The organism is Streptomyces sp. P17 (assembly GCF_032436805.1).
In the GTDB taxonomy this organism is placed as follows: domain Bacteria; phylum Actinomycetota; class Actinomycetes; order Streptomycetales; family Streptomycetaceae; genus Streptomyces.
On record NZ_JAVRBF010000017.1, the window covers coordinates 1 to 14,707 of the forward strand.

Sequence of the window (14,707 nt, forward strand, 5' to 3'; positions counted from 1 at the left end):
CAGGCGGAGGCGCGACGGCACCATTTCCGAAGGCGGCTACGGCTCCAGATGATCAAGATCTAGCCCTGTAGTACTAGCGCTAACTCCCCCGCCTACTTGTCGGCAGGCTCGTAGTCGCTGATGACGTACAACGCCTCGTCGTCGATGGCGTTCTCCAGCCAGTCGAGGGTGATCCGCTCCGGGTGGCCGTCGTCGGCGTACTCGGCCTCCGCCTTGTCCGCGTTCTCCTTTCGGGCCTGGTTCATTTCCTCCAGCAGGTCGCCGATCGTGGGGACTTGCTCGGGAGACCGGTCGACCAGGCGTCGCGCGCTGTCGTCGAGTCCGACCGCCCTGGTCACGGCGCCGTCCCGGACCGTTATCCGGAACGTGCCGATCAGTGAGCGTTCTCCCTGCGTCGACTCCAGTGTGTAGGTGTACGCGGCGGGCTCTTTCCAGACCGCCTCGCCCTGGGCCGGACGGCCGTTGCTCTCGTCCTCGCTGCCGCAGGCGACGGTCACGGACAGGAGAGCCCCCACCAGTACGGCGGCGGAGACAGCGCGGGCGCGTGGGTTCATGGCGGCGGTCCCTTCGACACGGTTACTGCTGCTACGACGCCGGTCGAGGGCAGAACGTTCGGACCACCGCCCCCCAAAGGGTCACGCCCTACGCGCCGTTCCCGACGCTGCGCACCCACACGGGAAACGGTGCGATCTCCGGCTCGGCCGCCGGGTCGTGGCCGTCTTCCAGGTCGGACCAGGGAATCAGCCCTGGCTGCCGGTCCTTGAGGAAGCCCTCGATGAGCGGGCGGAGGTCGTCGTGCGGCACGTAGGCGCCGCCGAACGGCAGCTCGTCCGCGGCCACCGAGCCGGTTGAGCAACGGAGCTGACCGGCCTGCATGTCGTGCCACGCGTAGAACGTCGCCACCCCGGCGTGGCCCATCTCGCGGATACGGCGCCGGATGCCCTCGGCAGTCCGCTCAAACGCGGCGACCACCTCGGCCACGGACAAGGCCTGCCGGTCCTCTTCGGTCGCGCCCAGCCGCCAGGTGTTGGTGTCGCACTCCACCTGCCGGTCGGTCGGTTCCAGGACCAGCGGTTCGTCCGCCACCTCGGCGATCCATGTCAGCAGCACTCCGTGATTGTCCAACCCTGGGGGCGTGGCGCCGGGCTCAGAAGTGCTCGCCGCGTGACGGGCGGGTCGGAAGGCCCAGACCGGTGAGCCACAGGTCGCCGTGGTCACCCGCGCTGATGTCGTGCGCGTGCAGTTCGTCCGGGCACGTGGCCTTGCGGGCACGGCACTCGGCGATGGTGAGCTCGGCGATGATCCGGGGTGCGTCCGGGTCTGTCTCCGGCAGGGCGGTGCGCCACCGCTGATGGTGGTCCGGGATGCGCCAGCCGCGCTCGCGCATCTCGGCCTCTCGCTCCTCGGTCTGTTCGGCGCCCCGGTCGTCGATGGAGACGGCCAGTTCTTGCCCATGGTTGTCCGGGGAGTACGACACGATCATGCTGCGTCCCCAGTCCCGGGCGGTCCACAGGTTGAAGCCGGTCCAATCTCCCGGCGCCTGGAGGGGGTACTGCTCCACCCATGCGGCGAGCATGAGCTCAAGGCCCGTGACCGCGTGGTCCCAACTGCCCGACACGATGGTCCCGTTGTACGTCCATGACGTGGCGAAGCCCGGGCCCTTCCGGTCGAGCTGCCACAGGTAGGGCAGCGCGTCGAACGCGTGCGGCCTGCCGGCGCACGCGGGGTCGGTGCCGTCGAAGGCCCGCCACTCGGCACGTTCGAACGCATCGGCGTCGTGCACCGACAGCATTGCCTGCGTGTGGTCGCCGGACAGCAGCAGAATCCGCTCACGAGTGCACCAGCGCACGCTCGGAAGACGTCCGCCGCCTCGCTGAGCGAGTCGCCGGCGAAAGGTGGCCGCTCGTCCATGGTGCCGATGCCTCCGATGGTCGACGGTCGGGCGATCGTGGCCACAGTACGGCGCTCCGGCGACCGGTTGCGGGACCTGCGCAACCACTCCCGAGGGCCCGGCGTCTTGATCGGCTGGAGGTAGGCTGTGGAATCCGAAGGGCCTTGGTGGGCGATCTTCGTGATCGCTGCCGCGGTGACGGCGGTCCTCGGGGCGATCGTCGTGACCATCGTCGGCGCGATCGCCCTCGGAGTGGGATGGGTGCGGCGAAGGGGCGGACCCTGGTCCGACAATTGAGGCGGTCAGCGCAGCGGCCCCGTCTGCGCTTCCGGTGCGGCCGTGGTCAGACGGGCGCGGGCGGCTGCGTGGATCGGGGACGGGCCGCGGGCCCACTCCAGCCCACGGCCGACCGCGGTGGCCAGCGGCCGGTCCCAGGCGGAGCGCACCACGGCGGGCCGCTGGATGCCGAGTTCGGCCCTCGCCCAGCTCGGCAGCAGTCCCAGCGAGGCGTTCATCAACAGGCGCGCGACGATCCGTTCCCGCCGGTTGCGGCCGAAGCCGCGCAGGAACCGCATGGCCTCCAACGCGGCCGGGGTGACGTGGAGTTCGGGCCGCAGGCGAGCCAGGTAGCGTGTGACCTCGTGTGCCGTGCGCGGGACCTCCACGGCTCCCAGCGCCTCGGCGACGGGGGCGACCTGCGCGTAGTAGGTGTCGCATTCGGCCCGGGTGAGACGGGACTTGCGCGGTGCGTGTACCTGGTAGCCCGTCAGGAAGCTGTACACCTCGGCGGTGTGCACCCAGGTCAGCAGCTCCGGGTCGTCCGCGCGGTAGGGCCGTCCGTCCGGTGCCGTCCCATGGACGTGGGTGTGGATCCGCCGTACGACGTCGATCACCTCCCGTGCCGGCTGCTGCGAGCCGAAGGTGGTTGTGGTGATGAACCGCGCGGTGCGGGTGAGGCGGCCGACGGGGTCGGTGCGGAAGTCGGAGTGCTGGTCGACGCCGGCCATCGCCAGCGGGTGCAGGGACTGGAGCATGAGCGCCGCGAAGCCGCCGGTGAGCATTCCGGTGGGATGGCCGTGCACCCGCCATGCCGGGCTGTCCGGGGCGATGCCGAAGAGTCCGGGATCTCCGGGCGGCTGCGCGTAGCGCTCCAGTTTGAGGTCGCCGCCGTGCACGGTGGCCTTGAGCTCGTCGGCGATCCGGTCCCGTATGCCCATGCGTGCCTCCGCGCTTTACGACGACACTTGAAACATACATCCGCTGATTTTCCGGCCATCGGAGATCATCGCCGTGTACCTGATCGACGCGGTCTGATCCGTGGCAGTTTTCTGCCTCCGCACGCGATCTTCCGCGGGCATTACCTTTTCTTATTCCTCGCGGGGGGGCCGCCGTTATGACCGTTTTCGAGCATCCGCGTCCGCAGGCGGCGTTCCCCCAGGGCCTTCACGTCCGTCCCGGTGGATGCTCATCGCCGTCTCGGTATTGCTCGCGGGGCGGCCCTCAGCGCTGCGTTCGCCGTATCGGTGGGCGTTGAGCTGTATGCCCTCATCGATGGTGACTCCGCCTTCCTCACCGCGCCGCAGGCGGAATTCCACGCCGCGTTGATGCTGTACGAGAGGGCCGGGCAGTTCCAGGGGGGTGCCTACCTCGTCTGCGCGGGCATGTTCCTCGTGTGGTTCTTCCGGATCCGGCGCACCCCCGGGCTCCGCAGCCAGGGTGACGCCTCGTCGTGGCGGCCCTGGCGTTCCAGGGTGCGGCCCAGCATCAGGTGGGCGTAGTGCTCGACCGGGTCGCGGTCGATGATGCGGCGCAACTGGTTTTCGGCGCGGCGCAGTTGGGCGGAGTGGTAGTAGGCGCGGGCCAGCAGCAGACGGGGGCCGGTCTGCTCGGGGACCTCCCCGACGATGCCGGCGAGAAGGCGGGCGGCGCCGATGTAGTCCTTGGCCCCGAAGAGGAGTCGGGCCCTCTCCCAGCGTTCGAGAACGCTCTCCTCGCGCGGGACGCCGACGCCGTTGTCGAACAGGTGCAGGGCGCTGGCCCAGCGGTCGGGCGCGACTCCGTCGTGCGCGGCGTAGTCGTGGACGTTCTCCGTCGTCATTCCTCAGTCCTCGCTTCCGAGCGCGGCGAGCCGCGACGCGTGGGTGAGGGCGTCGGGCACCTCGGCCGGCCTGGTGTCCTCAGTCCTCGCTTCCGATCGCGGCGAGCCGTGACGCGTGGGTGGGGGCGTCGGGCACCTCGGCCGGCCTGGTGTCGGCGAACTCCTTGCGCAGCACGGGGACCACCTCCTCGCCCAGCAGGTCGATCTGCTCCAGCGCCGTCTTCAGCGGGACCCCTCCGCCGTCCACCAGGAACAACTGCCGCTGGTAGTCGCCGAAGTGCTCGCGGAAGGTGAGCGTCTTCTCGATGACCTGCTCGGGGGTGCCCACGGTCAGCGGGGTCTGTTCCATGTACTCCTCCATGGAGATGCCGCCGCCCATCACCGGGGAGTGGTCGAAGAACGGGCGGAACTCGCGGATGGCGTCCTGGGAGTTGCGGCGCATGTAGACATGGCCGCCGAGTCCGACGATCGCCTGCTCGGGTGTGCCGTGGCCGTAGTGCGCGTACCGCTGCCGGTAGAGGTCGATCAGCTTCCTGGTGTGTTCCTTCGGCCAGAAGATGTTGTTGTGGAAGAAGCCGTCGCCGTAGAACGCGGCCTGCTCCGCGATCTCCGGGGAGCGGATGGAGCCGTGCCAGACGAAGGGCGGTATGCCGTCCAGCGGGCGGGGCGTGGAGGTGAAGCCCTGGAGCGGGGTGCGGAACCTGCCCTCCCAGTTCACGACGTCCTCGCGCCACAGCCGGTGCAGCAGCGCGTAGTTCTCGATGGCGAGACTGATGCCGTCGCGGATGTCCTTGCCGAACCACGGATAGACCGGGCCGGTGTTGCCGCGGCCCATCATCAGGTCCACCCGGCCGTCGGCCAGATGCTGGAGCATCGCATAGTCCTCGGCGATCTTCACCGGGTCGTTGGTGGTGATCAGCGTGGTCGAGGTGGACAGGATGATGCGCTCGGTGCGTGCGGCGATCCAGCCCAGCATCGTGGTCGGCGACGACGGCACGAACGGCCCGTTGTGGTGCTCACCGGTCGCGAAGGCGTCCAGGCCCACCTCCTCGGCCTTCTGCGCGATGGCCCATCGCCTTGATCCGCTCGTGCTCCGTCGGGGTACGGCCGGTCGTCGGGTCGGTGGCGACGTCGCCGACGGTGAAGATGCCGAACTGCATCGTGATCAGCCTTTCCATGAGGTTGACACATCAACCATAGCGTCGTAACGCGGGTCCGGTCCCGGCTATTCCAGTGGTACGCCCGTCAGCGTCAGGGTGGGTTCACACCAGGTCTTCGTCCAGGTGCGCGACGACCCGCTCGGAGATCCGGGCCAGCGTCCTGAGTTCCGCCGGGGTGACATGGTCGAGGAACAGGGAGCGCACCGCCTCGACATGGAGCGGGGCGGCCGCTTCGATCGCCTCCCGGCCGGCCGGCGTGATCACCACGAACGCGCCGCGCCCGTCCTCGGGACACTCCTCGCGCGCCACAAGTCCGCGCTTGGCCATCCGGGCGATGTGATGCGACATCCGGCTCTTCTCCCATTCGAGCGCGTGGGAAAGATCCAGGAACCGCTGCCGCCCCTCGGGTACCTCGGTCAGCTGGACCAGCACCTGGAAGTCGGCGGCCGACAGCTTCGACTCCGCCTGCATCCGGCGCGCCAGCCGGCCGCCGAGCCTCTCCTGCAGCCGCACGAAGCACCGCCAGGCATGCTGCTCGTCCGCCGTCAGCCAACGCACCGTCTCAGTCATGGCGAAAGTGTAGTCGTGGTTGACTCATCACCTAAGGCGCGGCCGCCGGCACCCAAGGCGCGGCCGCCGGCTCACCCGAGCGTGGCCGTCAGGGGCTGCTCGGCCCAGATGGTCTTGCCCGTCCGGCCGTGGCGGCAGCCCCAGCGGGTGGTCAATTGCGCCACCAGGAACAGGCCGCGGCCGCCCTCGTCGGTGCTGCGGGCCCGCCGCAGCCGGGGCTGGGTGTTGCTGGGGTCGGTGACCTCGCAGATCAGGCCCGTGTTAGCGTCCCGGCCGTGACTTCCCCGCCTCTGGGCGCATCGGCACCCGATCTCACCGCGCTCGACCTGTTCGGCGACGACTTCACTCGCGATCCGTACCCGTGGCTGGAGTCGTTGCGTGAGCAGGCGCCGGTGCATTTCGATCCCGGTACCGGGCTGTGGCTGGTCAGCCGCTACCAGGACGTGCACCATGTGCTGCTCAGCCCCGACGACTTCCTGCCGGACAACGCCCAGCACGCCGTCACCCCCCTGCCGTTCGGCGCGCTCCGGTTGCTCGCCCGGGCGGGCTTCGACCTCCCGCCCGCCCTGGCCAACAACGGCACCGACACCCACCCCGGACTGCGGCGCGTGGTCACCCGGTTCTTCAACGCCCAGCGCGTGGCCGCCGCCGTACCCGTGATCGAGCGGATCGCCGACGAACTGCTCGACGGCGTGCACGCCTCGGGCAGGCGCGATCTGTTCACCTCCTTCGCCCAGGTCCTGCCGTGCCGGGTGCTGATGGAACTGCTGGGCATCGACGGTGTCCCCACGGCGACGCTGATCCGCTGGAGCGACGCCTCTCTGGAGCTGTTCTGGGGCCGGCCCACGCCGGAGCGTCAGCGTGAACTGGCGGAGCTGGTGGGCGAGTTCCACCGGTGGCTGACCGAGACCGTGGCGGACGGCAACGCCCGGCCCGGCTCCTTCGTGGCAGCCCTGACCGACCACCGCACACCCGACGGCGAACGCCTCGACGTGCAGACCGCCGTCGCCGCCTGCTTCTTCGTCTTCATCGCCGGCCAGTCCACCACCGGCCAGCTCATCGCCACCGTGCTGCGCCATGCTCTGACCGAGCCCGGGATGTGGTCCCGCGTCGCGTCCGAGGACGACGGCCTGGCGCAGGCGTGGGTGGAGGAGGTGCTCCGGCGTGAGCCGCCGGTGACCACGTGGCGCCGGGTCACCGCACGCCCGGTCGAGCTGGGCGGAGTGGCCCTGCCGGAGGGGGCGCACCTGCTCCTGATGCTCCTGGGCAGCGGATCGGACCCGGAGGTCTTCGACTCCCCGGAGCGTATGTGCCCGCACCGGGCGAACATCCGCCGGCACCTGGCCTTCGGCGTCGGCCGCCACCGCTGCCCGGGCGCGTCACTCGCCCGCACGGAGGCGGCGGTGGCCCTCCAGGCGGCGGCCCGCCGCCTGCCAGGGGTACGGCTGACGACGACGGCCGACGATCCGATGCTCGGTCTGCTCTCCTTCCGGGCGCCGCTGCGGGTGATCGTGGAACCGTCCTAGGGACGCGGTGGACCGATGAGGCGCTGCCACGCCGCCTCCCCCACCGCGGTCCGCAGATGGTCGCGCGACGCCTCGGCCAGCCGACGGGCCCGCGGAAGGTCGACCTCGATCAGTTCACCCCGGTGTCCGAGCACACGGCCCTTGACGACAACGGTGTCGACGTCTCCGCGTCCGGCCTGGAACACCACATGTCCCACGGGGTTGTTCACCGGGATCAATGGGTTCCCTTTCACGGGACGAGCGCGTCGGCGAACCCCTCAAGCACTTCGGCGACGCCGTCCTCGTCGTTGGAGGAGGTGCGGTGACGTGCGGTGGCCAGGACGTCCGGGTGGGCGTTGGCCATGGCGTAGGAGTGGCCCACCGCGGTGAGCATGGGCAGGTCGTTGGGCATGTCGCCGAACGCGGCGATCTCATGGCCGGCGATGCCGATCCGGCCGCTCCAGTCGATCAGGGTGGTCGCCTTGGTGACGCCGGGTGCGCTGAACTCCACGAGGGACAGTCCAGTGGAGTGGGTGGTCTCGGCGCCCGGGCCCGCGGCGCGCAGGGATCGCTCGTAGAAGTCGTCGAGCGGGAGTGTCGGATGGTGGGCGAGGATCTTCAGCAGCGGCCTGGCCGGAGTACGGGTCACCAGCGCCTCGGCCGTGCCGACGAGTTCGACGGCACCGTCGCCGAACGACCAGGTCGGATAGGCGGGTTCGTGGCCGAAGTCCCGGTCGTACTCGACGGAGAAGGAGACACCGGGGACCGCGGCGCGCACGCGGGCCACGAGTTGGGCGGCCGCGAGGGGCGGGATCGGTGACACATGCTCCAGGGATCCGTCGGGGGCGTGTACGGCGGCGCCGTTGGCGGCGATGACGTAGTGCGGCCCGATGGTCTCCAGCAGCGCATGCACCGATCGTGACGGACGGCCGGTGACGAGCACGACGCGGATTCCGGCCTCTTCCACCGCGGCGAGAGCGCCCCGGGTGCGCGACGAGAGTGTTCCCTCGGTGCGCAGGAGGGTGCCGTCCAGGTCAGTGGCGATCAGTCTGGGGGGGGCGACAAGCACAGGGGGCACCTTCATGGTCGGCGAGCGGGCCTGCGGCATGGGGAACGAGGGCGTGGTTGATGCGTCATCTTGCTTCCTGGCAGATCAACCGCAGCGGGCCCGTGATCATTCCCCCGGCGGCACGGGCGGAGGGGGAACCAGCCCACCCCGTGGCCGCCACCACCTCCCGAGCGATGTCCACCACAGCCCGGGCCGGTCGCCACCCGCACCGTCTCCGCCGGCGCCCGCGCGTCCAGCATCCGTGTGTTGCGCAGGCTTCCCGCCGGCTCATGGTCCGGTTCCGAGCCGAGTTCGCGGCCCACCAGGCGTTCTCGGGCCGAAATTCGTTTCATGCCCTTCGCCGGCCGCCCTACTGTGGCGCGGTGACGACTCAGGTGATCATTCTCAACGGTGGCTCCAGCTCGGGGAAGACCGGGATCGTACGGTGTCTGCAGGCCGTACTGCCCGATCCCTGGCTGGCGTTCGGGGTCGACTCGTTCGTGGACGCGCTGCCCGCGAAGATGCAGGCGTCGGACGAGGGGATCACGTTCGCCGCGGACGGCGGCGTGAGTGTCGGGGCCGACTTCATGGCGCTGCAGGCTGCCTGGGTGGAGGGCATCGTGGCGATGGCCCGTGCGGGCGCCCGGATCGTCGTGGACGATGTCTTCCTCGGTGGCGGGGCGTCCCAGCAGCGGTGGCAGCAGGCGTTGGCCGGAGTCGGCGTGCTGTGGGTCGGCGTCCGGTGCGAGCGCGCGGTCGCGGCGGGCCGGGAGATCGCGCGCGGGGACCGCACCCCGGGGATGGCCGAGCTGCAGGCGGACGTGGTGCACAAGGGCGTCGTCTACGACCTGGAGGTGGAGACGACGCACACCGAGTCCCTGGATTGCGCGCGCGCCATCGCCGCTCGCCTGAGCGGACCGGCGAGCACCTGACAGCCCGCGCCAAGAGACGATCAACACTTGACCATGGGCAGTCCACATCCCGTCCACGATTACGTTGGACGGACAGGCGTTCGCATTCCCGGCCGTACGTTCTGTCCGTGAATCCTGATTCTCCCGCGGGCGCCCTGCGACCCGCCGAGTCCAAGCGTGCCCGCCGCTCCCTTCTGCGCGGCGCGCTCACCGGAGCCGCCGCCCTCGGCGCCGCCCTCAGCGTCGGGGCCTCCCCCGCGACAGCCGCGCCGAACCCGCGGCCCCGGCCGGCCACGCCCGACGAGGCCCTGCGCGAACTGGCCGCGGGCAACGCGCGATGGCGCACCTTCCGAGAGAAGCACCCGGACGAGACCTGTACGACTCGTCAGGAACTGGTCTCCGGTCAGCATCCCTTCGCCGTCGTGCTCGGATGCATCGACTCCCGTGTCTCCCCGGAGCTCGTCTTCGACCAGGGCCTCGGTGACCTGATGACCGTCCGCAGCGCCGGTGAGGTCCTGGACGAGGCGGTGCTCGGCAGCGTCGCGTACGGCGTCCTCGAACTCGGCATACCCCTGGTACTGGTCCTCGGGCATCAGTCGTGCGGTGCCGTGCGGGCCGCCGTCGAATCCGAGGAGAGCGGCGAGAGGCTGCCCGCCCACATCCAGTACCTCGCCGATCAGATCGCCCCGGCCGTCGACCACACCAAGGAGGGCGACGCGCGCATCGACGCGACCATCGACGCCAACATACGGCTGGTCCGCGACCGCCTCACCGCGGAACCGGACCTGGCGGCCAAGGTGTCGGCCGGTGAACTCGCCATCGTCGGGGCACGTTACGAGCTGACGAACCAGCTCGTGCATCGCATCGCCTGACCCCTCAACCTGTCGAGCGCCGAAGGGGCCGTTCCCGCCGGGGGGCGGGGCTGTCCGGTCATCACAGCTCGCCCTCGCGACAGGGAGCGATCCGAGCAAGTCACGCGGCATGCTCCCCACACAGGCACCCCACCCCCCGCTCGATCCAGTCCCGGCCTGCCCACTCCGGATGCCGCTCGACGAGCAGCGCCCGGACGTCGGCGACGATCTCCGCCTCGCCCATCGCGCTGTCCCGCCGCCGCCAGGTCTCGTCGCGCAGTTCGCGCAGGTAGTCGCGGACATCGTCGAGCACCTCCGGGCCGCCGAGGTCGCCGTGTCCGGGAACCACGATCCGCGGCCCGCTGCCGGCCAGCCGGTCCATCACGGCCAGCCAGCGCACACCGGAGACATCCCGGTCGTACGGCGGGAACCACGGGAAGATGGCGAACTGCCCGGTCTCGGCCAGGTCGCCGGTGAACAGGGCGCCCGCGTCCGGGACTTCGACCACCTGGTCGCCCTTGGTGTGGCCGCGGCCGGTGGGGCGCAGGCGTACGGTCCGGCCGCCGAGGTCGAGGTCGTGGACGTCGTCGTAGACGACATCGGGGGTGGCACGCGAGCGCCGTCCAGCCGCTGCGCGACCGGCCCGCCGAAGCCGCGGAACATCTCCAGGCAGCCGGGTCCCTTCGCCTTGAGGTCGTCCGCCTGGGCGCGGTTGACCAGATCCGTGGCCCGGTCGGCGAAGACGTGCGCGCCGAAGGCGTGTTCGGGATGGAAGTGGGTCGTGGTCAGGAACAGGCGACGGCCGCGCGCCACCTCGGAGGCGAGGGCGAGGACCTGCTCGGCGTTGGCGGTGCCGATGCCCGTCTCGACGACGAGCACGGACTGGGTGCCGCCGATGATGCCCATGTTGGGCACCAGTTGGACTCGTCGGTTCGGGATCACGAGCAGGTCGGGGGCGACCTCCTGGGCGCCTGAGAGCTGTACGGCGGGGTCGGGGAGCTGTTCGTCCGTCATGCCGCGATTCCACCGCCGAGGTCCCGCGGCCGTCCAAGACCGGCTCGGTCGGGCCGGGCCAGGGTGAACGCGCAGGTCGGCTGCCGCCGGTGCCTCGGCATCAACTCCTTCCAGGCGCTGATCAAGAACCTCGACCTCACCAAGGCGAGCCAGGTGCCGCGCCGGCGGGGGTGGGAGGTGTCCACGCCGCTGGAGCGGGACGTGCTGGAATACCCCGAGGCCATGACGAACACTCCGCCGACGGTCACCGACGAGCTGTACGCGGGCCTGCTGGACCGACTCGGCCCGGCGGCGATGGTCCAACTCACCGCGGTCATCGCCTTCGCCGACATGCCGGCGAGGAACAACTCGGCGCACGGGATGACTTCGCAGGGCTTCTCCGCCGCGTGCGGGATTCCCCTGGCCGCCCTGACGGCCGAGGTCTGACCGACACCTCCGCCTCGCCCGTCGCGGCCTGCCGTCCTGGCTGCGACGGGCCGTCGGTGAGGACTATTCTCCTACCGCACAAGCACGTTGGGGGCGGGGGACGCATGAGGTTCGTCTTTGTTCATGGGACCGGAGTCCGTCGTGAGCGGTTCGATGAGCTGTTCCGGCTGGTGGGCGCGGGGTTGCTGAAGCGGTTCCCGGGGGCGGAGGTCGAACCGTGCTACTGGGGGGACGAGTTCGGCGCGACGCTCAGTGCCGGTGGTGCGTCCGTGCCGGGGACACGGCCGCTCGCGGCGGCGGACCTCGACGACGACCCCGAGACCGCCGAGTGGCTGCTGCTCCTCACCGATCCGTTCTGCGAGCTCCGGGTTCTCGCCGAGCTCGGTACCGGCGCCGGTGACGGGGGCGGGTTCGCATTCCCCGGGGTGCAGTCCGCCGGGGAGGCAGTGCGAGACCTTCTGCGCGCACTGCCTCGCGCCCTCGAACCGGACGAGGAACTGGCCGTCCTGCTCCGGGAGACCGGGCTGATCGACGGCTACCGGCACGCCCTGGACGCCGTGGCGGACTCCGAGGAGTTCCACGACGCGTGCCTCGCCGCCGAGGACGACGCCGTCGCCGCCGAGCTCGTCCTGCTCACCAGCCGTGCCGTCGTCGCCGTCCTGCTCGCCGAGGCCCGGGACACCACGCTGTGCACCGGCGACGAGCGGGACCGGATCGTGGACAGGCTCAGCGACCGGCTCGGCGGCACCGGCCGCGGCGTGGTGACAGGGACGCTGGGCGTGCTGTTCAAGCTGGCCCAGCGGATGACCACGCAGGCCGCACGGGACCGCTGGCGCGGCGACTTCACCCACGACAAGGCCTCGGAGGTCGGCGACATCCTCCGTTACCAGTCGCGCGGCGAGCCGCTGCGCGCCCACCTGGAGCAGGTCATCGGCAGCAGCCCCGAGCCGCCGGTCCTCATCGGCCACAGCCTCGGCGGCATCGCCCTGGTGGACACCCTGGCCCTGGCGGCCGTACGCCAACCACCCCTGCCCGTACGGCTCTTGGTCACCGTCGGCTCGCAGGCCCCCTTCCTCCACGAACTCGGCGCCCTCGCCGGCCTCCGGCCCGGCGCCGCCCTGCCGTACGGCTTCCCCGACTGGCTCAACATCTACGACCGCAAGGACCTGCTCGCCTACCTCGCCGAGCCCGTCTTCGCGGGCGACGGCCGGGTCACCGACCACGAGGTGCGCAGCCGCCAGCCCTTCCCCGTCTCCCACAGCGCCTACTGGAGGCTCGACCCGGTGTTCGACCGGATCGCGGAGGCGCTGAGGTGACCGACTTGGCCGCTGCGCCCGAGCGGACCTTCGCCCTCGTCGTCGGCATCGAGTCCTACGCGATCCAACCGCCCATGAACCTGAACGGACCCGCCCGCGACGCCACCCGCTTCGCCGACTGGCTCACCGGCACAGCCGGCGTCCCGAAGAGCAACGTACGGCTGCTCCTGTCGCCCCTGGCCCGCAACGAGGCCGGCGTGGAGTCCAAGCCCGCCACGCGAGAGAACGTCGAGGACGCGCTCTTCAAGGACCTCCCCCACCGCGACGGCGACCTGCTGTGGATCTACTGGGCCGGACACGGCTTCCTCGACCCCACCCACCAGCTGCTCCTCCCCTACGCCGACGCCACCGCCGGTCACACCACCCACCTCAACCTGACCTCGGCGCTGCGCTGGTGGGCCTCGGACAAGGTGAGCGGAGGGCGTTTCCGGCGTCTGGTCACCATCGGCGACTCCTGCCGGATCGACACACGGCGGGCGAAGCGCCTGGGCTTCGTCAAGGTCGAGTACCAGGCCGGCCAACACACCCCCGGGCATAGCCAATTCACGCTGTACGCGGCACGCCCCGGCGAGACCGCGAGGAACCGGGCCGAACTGGAGGCGGGCCAGTTCACGGACACCCTGCTCAGGCACCTGGAGGACAGGCCCCTGGCGCAGGCGACGCAGCGGCTGGTCGAGATCGCCCGGGAAGTCCAGAGCGACTTCGCGGTCATGAAGCAGAACGGCACGGCCTGGCAGGAGCCGCAGTTCGAGATCGCCACGGGCTGGAACGGATCGTCCCTCCACGGAGACCGCTGGTCGGACGACGGCACGGTTTGCGGCGCGCCCGAACTCGACCAGCTCGCCTGGACGGAACTCGGGCACCTGCTGACCGGCTGCCCGATGCCGCCGTACACCTACGAGGCCTATCGCTGGGCCTTCGAGGTGGCGCGCTGCGCCGCACCCGCCGAGCACTCGCTGCCCTCACGGCACCACCTGACGGAGATCGTGCGTGACCTCGACAGCCGCCAAGGAACAAGCAGCAACATCCCGCTCGCGCTGCCCTTCATACGGCACCTGGCGTCCCGCTCCCAGCGCGCCGACTGGGCCGCCGCCGCGAACGACTGGGTGGACCGCACCCGCGAACGCCTCGGCGCCGGCCCCATCCCCGCTCCTCCCGCGCGAGCCGCCGAGCTTCCCGCACTCCACGTCCGGCTCACGCCCGAAGGGGACGATCTCTTCTGGCTGCAACTGTGGTCCCACCAGGGCGACTTCGAGAACGTAGGCGACTACGAGCGGCCCATGGACCTGGAAGCCGTACGACTGACACTGGGTGACCACCTCGTGGCCAACGCCGCGCGCAACCCGGGACGGATCGAATTCCACATCCCTTACGACTTGCTGGAAGTGCCCTTCGAGACCTGGCAGGTGCCCACGGGGCGCCGTACCAAGACATACGCACTCGGCGGCCGGTACCAGGTCGTACTGCGCTGTCCGGAGGAACGCCAGGGACTGGCCGAAGCTCCGTGGCGGACCAAGTGGGAGTGGTACGAGACCCACGGCGGCCAGCACCCGGACGCCGTCCACGACCTCCGGGACGACGATGTGTCAGACGATCTGGCCGACGAACTGCAACTGGACGAGCCGCCCGTCTGCGTACTGGCCGAAGTGACCGGACCCCGGGTCATGGACGCGTTGGGCGCCGTCCTGGACGGCGGGATACCGATCGCGGTCTGGCGCCGACCCTCCCCCGACACGGACGAATCCATTCGTACGGCGCTGGGGGCGACCCCACCGGCCGTGCTCGACGTGGAGTCACTGCCTGCCGCGCTCAGACGTGCCCGGGTCAAACGTCGCCCGCTCGCCCTGCTCTGGGACGACCCGGGGCGGATTCCCGAAAGGCGGTCGCTGTCCTCGTGAGTCAATCATCAGTGGAAGG

15 protein-coding genes and 4 pseudogenes are annotated in these 14,707 nt (G+C 70.6%); 7 read left to right on the top strand and 12 right to left on the bottom strand.

From position 1 onward, the window contains the following. Window positions 1–92 precede the first annotated feature (92 nt). From RMT89_RS13335 to RMT89_RS13345, 3 genes are all read right to left on the bottom strand, one after another. Window positions 93–554 (bottom strand): DUF6174 domain-containing protein, encoded by a 462-nt coding sequence (locus RMT89_RS13335; RefSeq protein ID WP_315883937.1) that lies wholly within the window; start codon window positions 552–554, stop codon window positions 93–95. An 88-nt stretch (window positions 555–642) separates the two neighbouring features. Further along, a complete protein-coding gene (locus RMT89_RS13340) occupies window positions 643–1,110 on the bottom strand; it encodes a hypothetical protein (protein WP_315883938.1) in 468 nt (155 codons plus the stop codon). A 37-nt stretch (window positions 1,111–1,147) separates the two neighbouring features. Further along, window positions 1,148–1,849, bottom strand: coding sequence for a hypothetical protein (locus tag RMT89_RS13345; RefSeq protein ID WP_315883939.1), 702 nt, complete (start codon window positions 1,847–1,849; stop codon window positions 1,148–1,150). 189 nt (window positions 1,850–2,038) lie between these two features. Between RMT89_RS13345 and RMT89_RS13350 the strand changes: the two genes are divergently transcribed. Continuing rightward, window positions 2,039–2,188 carry a hypothetical protein gene (locus RMT89_RS13350; protein WP_315883940.1) on the top strand — a complete coding sequence of 50 codons (150 nt, stop codon included), beginning with the start codon at window positions 2,039–2,041 and terminating at the stop codon, window positions 2,186–2,188. A 5-nt stretch (window positions 2,189–2,193) separates the two neighbouring features. On the opposite strand, the gene RMT89_RS13355 is transcribed toward RMT89_RS13350, so the two are convergent. The 5 genes and pseudogenes from RMT89_RS13355 to RMT89_RS13375 form a co-directional block, all read right to left on the bottom strand. Next, on the bottom strand, window positions 2,194–3,108 hold the full coding sequence (locus tag RMT89_RS13355) for an oxygenase MpaB family protein (RefSeq protein WP_315883941.1): 915 nt from the start codon (window positions 3,106–3,108) through the stop codon (window positions 2,194–2,196). Window positions 3,109–3,533: 425 nt separating this feature from the next. Then, on the bottom strand, window positions 3,534–3,989 hold the full coding sequence (locus RMT89_RS13360) for a tetratricopeptide repeat protein (RefSeq protein WP_315883942.1): 456 nt from the start codon (window positions 3,987–3,989) through the stop codon (window positions 3,534–3,536). Window positions 3,990–4,068: 79 nt separating this feature from the next. Continuing rightward, window positions 4,069–5,149, bottom strand: a pseudogene (locus RMT89_RS13365) (LLM class flavin-dependent oxidoreductase). Between the two features lie 102 nt (window positions 5,150–5,251). Then, a complete protein-coding gene (locus RMT89_RS13370) occupies window positions 5,252–5,719 on the bottom strand; it encodes a MarR family winged helix-turn-helix transcriptional regulator (protein ID WP_315883943.1) in 468 nt (155 codons plus the stop codon). 71 nt (window positions 5,720–5,790) lie between these two features. Beyond that, window positions 5,791–5,973 (bottom strand): annotated as a pseudogene (locus tag RMT89_RS13375) (ATP-binding protein); the annotation flags it as partial. Between the two features lie 21 nt (window positions 5,974–5,994). On the opposite strand from RMT89_RS13375, the gene RMT89_RS13380 reads away from it, so the two are divergent. Beyond that, window positions 5,995–7,245 (top strand): cytochrome P450, encoded by a 1,251-nt coding sequence (locus RMT89_RS13380; protein WP_315883944.1) that lies wholly within the window; start codon window positions 5,995–5,997, stop codon window positions 7,243–7,245. Here the strand turns inward: RMT89_RS13380 and RMT89_RS13385 are convergent. The 3 genes and pseudogenes from RMT89_RS13385 to RMT89_RS13395 form a co-directional block, all read right to left on the bottom strand. Continuing rightward, a complete protein-coding gene (locus RMT89_RS13385; protein WP_315883945.1) occupies window positions 7,242–7,454 on the bottom strand; it encodes a hypothetical protein in 213 nt (70 codons plus the stop codon). The genes RMT89_RS13380 and RMT89_RS13385 overlap by 4 nt on opposite strands. Before the next feature lie 20 nt (window positions 7,455–7,474). After that, on the bottom strand, window positions 7,475–8,293 hold the full coding sequence (locus RMT89_RS13390; protein WP_315883946.1) for a Cof-type HAD-IIB family hydrolase: 819 nt from the start codon (window positions 8,291–8,293) through the stop codon (window positions 7,475–7,477). Between the two features lie 64 nt (window positions 8,294–8,357). Continuing rightward, window positions 8,358–8,613, bottom strand: a pseudogene (locus tag RMT89_RS13395) (hypothetical protein); the annotation flags it as partial. Between the two features lie 42 nt (window positions 8,614–8,655). Here RMT89_RS13395 and cpt point away from each other — a divergent pair. Both cpt and RMT89_RS13405 read left to right on the top strand, forming a co-directional pair. Beyond that, window positions 8,656–9,204 (top strand): chloramphenicol phosphotransferase CPT, encoded by a 549-nt coding sequence (gene cpt, locus RMT89_RS13400; protein WP_315883947.1) that lies wholly within the window; start codon window positions 8,656–8,658, stop codon window positions 9,202–9,204. 107 nt (window positions 9,205–9,311) lie between these two features. Next, window positions 9,312–10,055 (top strand): carbonic anhydrase, encoded by a 744-nt coding sequence (locus RMT89_RS13405; protein WP_315883948.1) that lies wholly within the window; start codon window positions 9,312–9,314, stop codon window positions 10,053–10,055. Window positions 10,056–10,155: 100 nt separating this feature from the next. Here the strand turns inward: RMT89_RS13405 and RMT89_RS13410 are convergent, their stop codons facing one another. Continuing rightward, window positions 10,156–11,061: an MBL fold metallo-hydrolase gene (locus RMT89_RS13410; RefSeq protein ID WP_315883949.1), complete on the bottom strand. Its 906-nt coding sequence runs from the start codon at window positions 11,059–11,061 to the stop codon at window positions 10,156–10,158. A gap of 50 nt (window positions 11,062–11,111) precedes the next feature. Here RMT89_RS13410 and RMT89_RS13415 point away from each other — a divergent pair. From RMT89_RS13415 to RMT89_RS13425, 3 genes and pseudogenes are all read left to right on the top strand, one after another. Further along, a pseudogene (locus RMT89_RS13415) lies at window positions 11,112–11,474 on the top strand (carboxymuconolactone decarboxylase family protein); the annotation flags it as partial. A 104-nt stretch (window positions 11,475–11,578) separates the two neighbouring features. Then, window positions 11,579–12,790 (top strand): hypothetical protein, encoded by a 1,212-nt coding sequence (locus tag RMT89_RS13420; RefSeq protein WP_315883950.1) that lies wholly within the window; start codon window positions 11,579–11,581, stop codon window positions 12,788–12,790. Continuing rightward, a complete protein-coding gene (locus RMT89_RS13425) occupies window positions 12,787–14,688 on the top strand; it encodes a caspase family protein (RefSeq protein ID WP_315883951.1) in 1,902 nt (633 codons plus the stop codon). Before RMT89_RS13420 ends, RMT89_RS13425 begins: the two co-directional genes overlap by 4 nt. The last annotated feature ends 19 nt before the right edge of the window (window positions 14,689–14,707 follow it).

What these genes read in the sequence shown, in the direction of transcription:
- RMT89_RS13335 (WP_315883937.1), bottom strand. Translation starts at nt 554, where the DNA reads ATGAACCCACGCGCCCGCGCTGTCTCCGCCGCCGTACTGGTGGGGGCT.
- RMT89_RS13355 (WP_315883941.1), bottom strand. Translation starts at nt 3,108, where the DNA reads ATGGGCATACGGGACCGGATCGCCGACGAGCTCAAGGCCACCGTGCAC.
- RMT89_RS13360 (WP_315883942.1), bottom strand. Translation starts at nt 3,989, where the DNA reads ATGACGACGGAGAACGTCCACGACTACGCCGCGCACGACGGAGTCGCG.
- RMT89_RS13370 (WP_315883943.1), bottom strand. Translation starts at nt 5,719, where the DNA reads ATGACTGAGACGGTGCGTTGGCTGACGGCGGACGAGCAGCATGCCTGG.
- RMT89_RS13420 (WP_315883950.1), top strand. Translation starts at nt 11,579, where the DNA reads ATGAGGTTCGTCTTTGTTCATGGGACCGGAGTCCGTCGTGAGCGGTTC.